The organism is Trichocoleus sp. FACHB-40 (genome assembly GCF_014695915.1).
Taxonomy (GTDB): Bacteria; Cyanobacteriota; Cyanobacteriia; order Cyanobacteriales; family FACHB-T130; genus Funiculus; species Funiculus sociatus.
Map to the genome: position 1 here is coordinate 40,028 of NZ_JACJPF010000061.1, position 6,128 is coordinate 46,155.

General features: G+C 48.3%; 6 protein-coding genes, 1 tRNA gene and 1 pseudogene. 1 reads left to right on the plus strand and 7 read right to left on the minus strand.

Annotation, left to right across the window (positions count from 1 at the left end):
• Positions 1-86 precede the first annotated feature (86 nt).
• The 7 genes from H6F63_RS14365 to H6F63_RS14395 form a co-directional block, all read right to left on the minus strand.
• Positions 87-815 carry a response regulator transcription factor gene (locus tag H6F63_RS14365; RefSeq protein ID WP_190425424.1) on the minus strand — a complete coding sequence of 243 codons (729 nt, stop codon included), beginning with the start codon at positions 813-815 and terminating at the stop codon, positions 87-89.
• Positions 816-1,082: 267 nt separating this feature from the next.
• Entirely contained in the window at positions 1,083-2,369 is a 1,287-nt protein-coding gene (locus H6F63_RS14370) for a DUF389 domain-containing protein (RefSeq protein ID WP_190638311.1), read from the minus strand.
• A 79-nt stretch (positions 2,370-2,448) separates the two neighbouring features.
• On the minus strand, positions 2,449-3,660 hold the full coding sequence (locus tag H6F63_RS14375) for an aminotransferase class V-fold PLP-dependent enzyme (protein ID WP_190638312.1): 1,212 nt from the start codon (positions 3,658-3,660) through the stop codon (positions 2,449-2,451).
• A 23-nt stretch (positions 3,661-3,683) separates the two neighbouring features.
• Positions 3,684-3,755 (minus strand) — tRNA-Asn (locus tag H6F63_RS14380).
• Between the two features lie 137 nt (positions 3,756-3,892).
• A complete protein-coding gene (locus tag H6F63_RS14385; protein WP_190439033.1) occupies positions 3,893-4,441 on the minus strand; it encodes an NYN domain-containing protein in 549 nt (182 codons plus the stop codon).
• A gap of 155 nt (positions 4,442-4,596) precedes the next feature.
• Positions 4,597-5,268, minus strand: coding sequence for an ABC transporter ATP-binding protein (locus H6F63_RS14390; RefSeq protein ID WP_190425411.1), 672 nt, complete (start codon positions 5,266-5,268; stop codon positions 4,597-4,599).
• A gap of 104 nt (positions 5,269-5,372) precedes the next feature.
• Entirely contained in the window at positions 5,373-5,639 is a 267-nt protein-coding gene (locus tag H6F63_RS14395) for a hypothetical protein (RefSeq protein ID WP_190425408.1), read from the minus strand.
• Positions 5,640-6,009: 370 nt separating this feature from the next.
• Here H6F63_RS14395 and H6F63_RS14400 point away from each other — a divergent pair.
• Positions 6,010-6,128, plus strand: a pseudogene (locus tag H6F63_RS14400) (photosystem II D2 protein (photosystem q(a) protein)); the annotation flags it as partial.

Below are 6,128 nucleotides of genomic sequence, written 5' to 3' on the forward strand. Positions count from 1 at the left end.
CCCAGTTTACGCCTGGTAACGAAAAGAAGGCAAAACAAAGAGTTTTCTCTCTTTGTTTTGCCTTTTGTATGAGAGCCTTTTCCCTTTTAAACCGCGTCTGCGGTCATTTGTTCAGCGTTTGGCAACTCCAGACAATAGCCTGCACCATACACAGTTTTGATATAGCGTGGGTGACGCGGATCTGGCTCTAGCTTCGTTCTTAAGTGCCGGATATGCACCCGAATGGTTTCTATGTCATCATCCGGGTCATACCCCCAGACTTCCCGCAGAATTTCACTGGGAGAGACAGTTTGACCGTGCCTTTGGAGTAAGCAGTGCAATAGTTCAAACTCCAGATGAGTTAGCTTAACCGTTCCACTGAACCAGATAGCCTCAAATCTTTCTGGTACTAACGTTATCGGCCCATAGCTGAGGATTTCCGAGTGTTTGGCTGCTTGAGGGATGCGGTCTGTACGTCGCAACAACGCCCGCACTCGTGCCAGCATTTCTTCCACTTCAAACGGCTTGGTCAGGTAATCATCGGCACCAGCATTAAAGCCTTCTACTTTATTTTGAGTCTGACCCAGTGCTGTCAACATTAGCACCGGAATATCGGCAGTACGCTCATCCCGCCGCAAGCGCTGGCAGACAGTGAAGCCGTCTACCTTGGGCAGCATCAAGTCGAGCATGATCAGGTCTGGTTGCAGTTGCATAGCCAAAGCCTGACCTTTTATGCCGTCTGGTGCTTGGCTGACATCGTATCCAGCCATTTCCAGATTGATTGAGACTAATTCTGCGATCGCAGCGTCGTCGTCGATGACGAGTATCCGGGGCATCACTAGAAATTTATAGCTACAGTTTTTTTTAACTTTCAATAAGAACCTTCATAGAAATACAAAGATTCCTGTACAGATTATACGCAAGATTATAAATTCTTCCTAAAGATAGTCTTGTATTATTCAAAAAATCGCTATACAGGTTAAGTAATAACCGTTTTCCGACGGTAATACAACTTAATATTTCCCAACCACCATCAAAAAGACTGGTTGAGGAAAAAATATATTTGGCAACAGCAGCGGCATTCTGCTGATATGGACAAAATTTTATAAATTACTGGTTGGCGCTTCCAGAACGCTGACATCAATCAACGGCGTAGCATTGAACCCTTGCTCAAGTAAGTGGCTTTGGATATTGCGTTCGATCTGGGTGCGAATTTCTTCGGTAGGCATGGTAATGCCTTCGCGACGTTGAACGTAGATGGTGCCGAGCATAGTGTTTTGACCTTTAATATCGGCACGGGTGAAACGGACATTCGCCTCCACCAGGTCGGCTAAATCACTTCCATTCAGCACCTTCTGAATCTCGCCAACAGCACGTTGGGCGCGGCTGGAACGCTGCAATTGCGGGGGATTAGAGAACTGCCAAGTCAGCAAACCCGCTAAAGCCAAAATTGTAGCTGTAAGACCGGAGGGAAAAACCCAATTTTTCCCTCTGTCGTAACGAGCGCCGCGAGGGGAGAGTCCGTAGAGGCGGAAGACGATCGCTCCTGAAAAGTTAATCCCAACCAATTGCAGCAATAACACAAAGAAGCCGTTAAGCGCCAGATCCCATTGACCAATGGCGATCGCCATCCCAATTAATCCCGCAGGGGGTGCAAGTGAAGCCGCCACCAGGGTTCCCACCGCTGCCCCCGATACCAAACTACTCCGCTCAGATTGCACCAGGTTCAAGGCTCCAGCCGCACCTGCAACTAGGGGCAGCATTACTGCTACTGTGGAAAGATTACTGGTGCTAATCATTTGTTCTGTGGCGGCTTCCTGCCTTAATAGCAGGCTAAGTAGGCCAGTTACGGTGATTGTTACCGCCAGCGCTGCAACATATCTTAAGAGGCTACGTTTGAGCAATGTTCTATCACCGCGTGCTGTAGCGATCGCTACGTTCATGGCTGGCCCCGCGAACGGCGCAATTAACATGGCAGCAACTAGCAAATAGGTAGTATTGGTAAATAAGCCAATCCAGACAACAAAGCCTGCTGCTGCTGCATACCCCAAAAATCCTCGCCAGGAACCGACGCTTTGCAAACCTCCGAGAAACACTTCTACGGGAGCGCGATTGCCGACATCTTTAACCTGCTGTGGTGCCTCAGAAGGTGGTGGCTGTAAGGTAATCACCCCACGGGGAATTAGCGTGATGTGGGCATTTGGGAGCTTTTCCAGTTGTGACAACAGCTGCTCAACTTTCCCATTAGGAACATTAACGATCGCTAGATCCAACGGCCCTTCAGTCCCAGTGGCTTCTAGGAGGGCAAGGTTTGCTCCATCACAACTCTTAGCGATGTCGATAACTTCTTGCCCGCTTCCGCGTGACACCTGCACCAGTAATTGCCGCATATCTCCCTGCCTAAACTGCGATCGCTATCAGGGTATATCACTGGAGTTAGAGCCTGCATCACAGTTTAGGTAGATTTCACTATCCGAGTAAGGATGCGATCGCATTCGCTAAATATTCATACTGTGCTGGCGTGTTGTAAATTTGAGCGGAGATGCGAACTAGCTGCTTGGGGCGTGCGGGAAAAAATATTATTGGCACCTCAATCCCAAAACGCTCCCACAAGGCATCTTGTAGCGGCGGGAGCAATCTTGTTTCTCCTCCAACGTCATCCGCATCATCCGGCAAAGGGACAACCGCCAGGGAACCGATCATCTCATCGGGGCAGGGCGGCGATACTAAAAGCCTCTCACAAAGGGTTTGCCTTGCTGCCAAAACCATTGTGCGGTTGCGCTGCATCAACTCCTGCCATCCGCCCGGTAGTAGCGATCGCATAAACTGAATTGCTTCTGGTACACACAGGTAAGCTGTAGGATCATGGCTGCCTGTCCAGTCGAATTCTAGATGAAAGCGCGATCGCTCTTGACGGGCCGAGTTAGCACCGTGGCTAATCGTTAACGGACGAATTTCCGGCTGCTTCTCTCGTCGCACGTACAGGAATGCCGCACCTTTTGGCGCACACAGCCATTTATGACAGTTGCCAGTGTAATAAGTTGCCCCAATTTCTTCCAGGTTCAGAGGCACCATCCCCGGTGCATGAGCGCCGTCTATTAGTGTATCAACGCCGCAAGCTGCAAGCTGGCGCACTAGCTGCTGGATGGGAAATATCAGCCCGGTTTGGCTGGTTATATGATCTAAGAGTGCTAGCTTGGTTTGCGGTCGAACTTTGTCCATCACCGCTTGGATTACTTGTTCTGGCGATGTGATCGGGAAAGGTACTGTCGCGACTACGACTCGCGCCCCAGTACGACTAGCAATAAAATTGAGAGCGTTGCGGCAGGCGTTGTATTCTTGGTCTGTCGTCAGTAATTCGTCTTCTGGGGATAACCGGAGCGATCGCAATACTGAATTCACCCCTGTTGTGGCATTCGGTACAAACACCAAGTCTCCAGGATCGGCACCTACAAACGCTGCAAGTTCTTTTCTTGCAGCGTCTAGCAGTTCCTCATACTTTCGGACAAAAAATCTTACTGGTTCTCGTTCTAGTTGCGATCGCAGGCTTTGCTGCTTTTCCAACACTGGCACAGGAGTGGCACCAAACGATCCGTGATTCAGGAACGTTACAGCCTCGTCGAGCGACCATAATTTCTGAAACTCTGAAGGATGAAGTCTAACTGACATTTCTTCCTTCATGCTTCATCCTTAAATTAATCAAACTCCCCAGGCAAGATTCGAACTTGCGACCAATCGATTAACAGTCGATCGCTCTACCACTGAGCTACTGAGGAACGTTAGCTTTTTCTTTTCAACAGTTACTTATCTTATCTACAACTCCTAGTATTTGGCAAGCCCTTTAGCAAACTTTTTATATTTCCTTAATATTTCCGAGTCCACAAAGCGGTTTGTACACTTGCTGGGCGCTGTACTATTTTTGGTCTAAACGCCATTCAGCTAGGCGCTGGCGGGCTTTCGCATCAATAGAATCAGCTAAAAACCGACCTGATGATTTTTTCTTAGGTTTATTTCTCCGCCGCAGGCAATTAGCTGTAGATTCCACGTCGTAGCTTAGCTGTAGGGCTGACATACATTCTGCCCCATACCCGACTACTGTTAGTTGCTGCGCCCTGTCGGATGTAGCAACAATCAATCGCGGCGAGTTTCTGGAAAAGTTGCGACTATAGGAAGCACAGGCTTTTTCTATGTACGTGTCTGCTGTCTGCCCAAAATCGGTGTAATAAACAGATAAAACGTTCGTGACAGGTTCGCAATAGCCCCGCGTATCTTGGTACTGGGCATCAAAGACAACCTGAGTATCAAAGCCTTTGTAAGCACTATAGTTAACTAATGCCTCGACTAGGGCTTTACGAGCGTATTCCAGCCCATCGCGATCGCGGGTCTCTTGTAGGTAAGACCATAATCCGATCACGTTGTATCCGTCAACGAGCAAAACAGCTTGCGGTGAAGGGCGTGGCATTTTTCCAAGGTAAGTAAGTTTTAGGTAAAAATAACTATTTCATTACCTTAACATTAATTACGAGTATTTACTTTTTTAATGATAATTCTATAAAATGTCTGCTACCCATTTCAAGTAATGAGAGCAAAGAATCTCAAGAATTATTAACTTAAAACTCATAACTCCTGAGTTTGCAGGAGGCGAGCTTTCAAGCGTTTTGGCTCCCCTCGATCCACAACTAAGCCCTGCTCTAGTAAGAATGCGCCGTCAGCATAATTTAACTCGTCTAACCGATGCGTAACCCACAGGGCAGTTAGTCCCCTACTTTTAACTAAGCGTTGCACTTGTCCCACCAGATCCATCTGAGAATCTGGATCGAGCAGAGCGCTAGGTTCATCCAATAGTAAGACTTCTGAGCGTCGGGCGATCGCACCGGCGATCGCTATTCGCTGCTTTTGACCGCCGCTGAGAGCGTAGATGGGTCGTCGGGAGAGCGACAGTAAATTTACTGCCGCCAGTGCCTGTTCTACCCGTCCGCTTACCTCCGCAGGCGAAAGATTTTCCTCCACCAGCCCAAAGGCAACATCTGCGCCCACAGTTGGCATCACCAGCTGATGATCGGGATTCTGAAAGACAAAGCCAACAGGTTGCAGAATCTGAATTTTACCGGATTGGGGAGCCAAAAGCCCAGCTAGCAACCTCAACAAAGTGGATTTGCCGCTACCGTTGGTTCCCAATAGCATCCAAAATTCACCTTTAGGGACTTCTAGAGAGCAGGACTGTAAAACTTTTGCTCCAGAAGGCCAGCTGAAGCAGAGGTCTTGCACTCGAATGGCAGGATCGGTCATGAGCAAGGGGAGATGGGGAGAGGGGAAAGGGGAAGAGGGGGAGACAAGGGATGAGATTGGGAGAATTATTCATCCTTTATCTCTCATCCTTTGTCCTTCTTGTCTCATCCGTCAGCGAGGGCGTAAAAGCCTGGGGGTCTTCCAGTTGCTGCTGTACTGGATTTCTGAGAGATTTGCACGGCAACAATCTCACTGCTAAGTAGGGCGACTTTTTTCTCCGTTTGGCGATCGCAAGTTAGTTCTAACACAGTGGCGTTGCCACGCATCGCTGTCATAATTTCCTGATAAAGAGCTTGGGCATCTTCATCTGACTTCCGTTGCACCGACAACGGCATGGGCGTATTTTTCAGAATTAAGTCGATGGTGAACATGAGAGGTAATGCAGTCTAAATATAGGCTCCTAGTCCTAGTATCTCAGACGCGAAGGGTGTTGATGCCTGTCGGGGGGAAGGGAGTAACTTATATGAGTGACTTGTACTTATTGAGACGAAGACAGCCTTGGGACCCTACAACTGCCTGGTAGAGGTGCAATCGGCGCGCTCGCTCTCCGGACAAATATTAAATTCAGTAAAACAAATTGCGCCAAAACTGTGCAATTTGTACATAATAAGATTAAACTCAGTAAAGAATCGTAAACTGAGTTGACATCAAACTTTGTTTTCTGCCTATCCTGTCTGATTGACAGAGAAAGCAGGCAAAAAAGACGATTGCTGTACTTATAACATTTGGAGATTTGCTGTCATGACTATTGCAGTCGGACGCGCTACTAACGAACGGGGTTGGTTTGACTCCGTAGACGACTGGCTAAAGCGCGATCGCTTCGTCTTCGTCGGCTGGTCAGGTTTGCTACTGTTTCCCTG

Bases quoted from the DNA above. Each gene is read 5' to 3' on its own strand.
- H6F63_RS14365 (WP_190425424.1), bottom strand. From the start codon at position 815: ATGCCCCGGATACTCGTCATCGACGACGACGCTGCGATCGCAGAATTA.
- H6F63_RS14370 (WP_190638311.1), bottom strand. From the start codon at position 2,369: ATGCGGCAATTACTGGTGCAGGTGTCACGCGGAAGCGGGCAAGAAGTT.
- H6F63_RS14375 (WP_190638312.1), bottom strand. From the start codon at position 3,660: ATGAAGGAAGAAATGTCAGTTAGACTTCATCCTTCAGAGTTTCAGAAA.
- H6F63_RS14385 (WP_190439033.1), bottom strand. From the start codon at position 4,441: ATGCCACGCCCTTCACCGCAAGCTGTTTTGCTCGTTGACGGATACAAC.
- H6F63_RS14390 (WP_190425411.1), bottom strand. From the start codon at position 5,268: ATGACCGATCCTGCCATTCGAGTGCAAGACCTCTGCTTCAGCTGGCCT.
- H6F63_RS14395 (WP_190425408.1), bottom strand. From the start codon at position 5,639: ATGTTCACCATCGACTTAATTCTGAAAAATACGCCCATGCCGTTGTCG.